At 38.6% G+C, this 2,285-nt stretch carries 3 protein-coding genes; all 3 read left to right on the top strand.

Translation table 11 applies throughout. From position 1 onward, the window contains the following. The first annotated feature begins 16 nt into the window (after window positions 1–16). Window positions 17–793 carry a hypothetical protein gene (locus tag J5224_RS25170; RefSeq protein WP_264627941.1) on the top strand — a complete coding sequence of 259 codons (777 nt, stop codon included), beginning with the start codon at window positions 17–19 and terminating at the stop codon, window positions 791–793. A gap of 261 nt (window positions 794–1,054) precedes the next feature. Next, window positions 1,055–1,387 carry a helix-turn-helix domain-containing protein gene (locus J5224_RS35870; RefSeq protein WP_413544723.1) on the top strand — a complete coding sequence of 111 codons (333 nt, stop codon included), beginning with the start codon at window positions 1,055–1,057 and terminating at the stop codon, window positions 1,385–1,387. 274 nt (window positions 1,388–1,661) lie between these two features. Further along, on the top strand, window positions 1,662–2,285 hold a 624-nt coding region (locus J5224_RS25165), incomplete at its 3' end, for an inovirus Gp2 family protein (RefSeq protein ID WP_264627940.1).

Here is a 2,285-nt window from a genome sequence, read left to right as displayed (position 1 = left end):
GGTAACGTGAGGGCTTATGAAAGGAATCTGTAAGTTATGTCTCGAAGAGAAAGAACTTCAGGAATCTCATAGCATACCCAGAAGTTATTTCAAACGTTTAAAGAAAAATGATTCACAGTTGATTACATGTCAGAAAGGAAGCAAACCAAAACGAGAAAATGTTGATCCGAAAGAGCCATTGTTATGCTTCGCATGTGAGCAGTTTATTAGCCATGAGTTCGAATCATATGGAACAAGGTTGTTGAGAAATCATCATAATATACGTAAAAACTCTGACCATATAATCATCAACTCATTCGATTACAAGCGATTTTATCTTTTCTTGCTAAGCATACTATGGCGAGCGTCCGTCTCTAAAAGCGTTCATTATTCAACAGTGAATGGTGTACCTGAGCTCGATGACTTGATGAGATATTGCATTAAAAACAAACAGGTGAGGATCAATAAACTTAGCCATTTGAAGGTGGACAACTTCATCCGTATTTGTGTGTTCAGATTGATAGACACTACTAATAACATTCCTGATCATGTTATTAAATCTATTCTTAGCAACTTTGCCTTTTTAAAAAATGATGAAACAGACAGTGTAATATGGTATTTTATTGTGGAAGGGTTTGCTATATTCTATGTTTTCTCTGCTTCTAAAGATTACCATGATGTCATTAAAATAAGGTTAAAATCACAGTTGACTATGGGTAGTCATCAGAAGATCTTTAAGATTGATATTTTTAAAGATGCACTTTTTTCAGAAATTTTTATTGATTTGCTTACTTCCGCAAGTGAACATAAATGATTATTTCATACTGGTGTGGCCGACTTTCAGTACAAAAACTCAGGTACACAAAAATAGTTGAATAATTTATAGTATGTACGACCATGAATCATTGTGCATGCTCTGGTTTGGGGATATAAAAAGTGCTATTAAATTACCGTTTTATATACCAATGTTTAACTTAAGAACTTGATGGTGATTATTCTCATTTATAGAATTTTATGATAAAATACTTTCCAAGTTAAATTTAATCAAAGAGAGTATATATTGCATACAGAGTTCATGTTGCCTGTGTTTAACCTCCCATTAAGGGATGAGCCTAACCGTATGGCGACTATCCTGAAGTCAGCAGGATTGACACTGACAACATCACGTATTGATATTTTGTACCACCTCACTCAAACTTCTATTCCTTGTACAGCGTCAGAACTTTCAAAGCTCTTGGACATCCCGCTGTCAACAACACACCGCAATCTTTCAGTATTGGCTTGTGCTGGTTTAGCCAATTACATTATTGACCGATCAGGGGTATCCCGCTGGTTTTTGTTGGTAAAGGGAAAGACTAATTTTTGTCCATGCTGCAATCAGGAATACCGTTCCGTTTGTTGTACGTAGTGGGTAACATTTTCCTGCTAAATCTTCCTCAATAAGTAGGGCAGGGGAAACTCGCGCTTGCAAATCTGGATGTATTGGTGTAGGGTTTGAAATGGATATTTATGTAAAAAAACTTTGTTCGAAAAAAATCCATCATACCCTGCACCTCTCGCCTCAGTTCTAAAGGGGCTTTTTGTCATGTCCTTTTGTTTGTTTTGCGGTGGTCTGATGGTAATAACTTGTAGTTTAGCTTGTGTATGTACGTGGGTTAATATAACTACCTGAAGGGGGGCCTTTGATAGAAAAGTCATATCCAGTACCAACTGATTCAATTATTACTCCATACAAAACCATCACACACGATTACGGTAGTTATCCACTTATTATCGGTGATCGCTTCCACCATAATGGCTACGCATATTTAATCAATACAACAGAACCTTCCGGTGTAAGGTTAGATATCCTCTGCCCAATAGCCGCAGAACTAGAAGCTATTCTGGCAACCTATAGCCGTGTATTTTTCGCTTGTTTTGAATTACGCTTGCCTAGTGGTAGTCCTGTTGAAGTTGGCAATAAGTGGGTGCGTCAGCTATTCAAAAAACTGCGTGAACGCCTCAAGTCTAAATACAAGAGACCGGAGGGCGTCACAAGTCCAATCAACGATTTTGCATTCGGCTGGGTACGGGAGAAAGAGAGAGCAAAACAAGACCATTACCATTGCTGGATTGCACTTCCGCATCGTCAGGTTCAAAGATTAGGCGGCCCGACATATGGGATTGGGGGTGCAGTTATGGATGTCTGGAGTCAGCTAACTGGCGGAGAACACACGCTGGTGGACCTTTTGGGCAAAGATGAACGGTATCCGAAAAGTTATGTTATTGAGCGTGGTAAGCCCGAAACACTTGAAGGTCCGTTATAT

This window comes from Candidatus Symbiopectobacterium sp. NZEC135, from assembly GCF_025962695.1.
The sequence above is the reverse complement of the archived record's forward strand: the minus strand, read 5'-3'. Positions and strand labels throughout refer to the sequence as shown.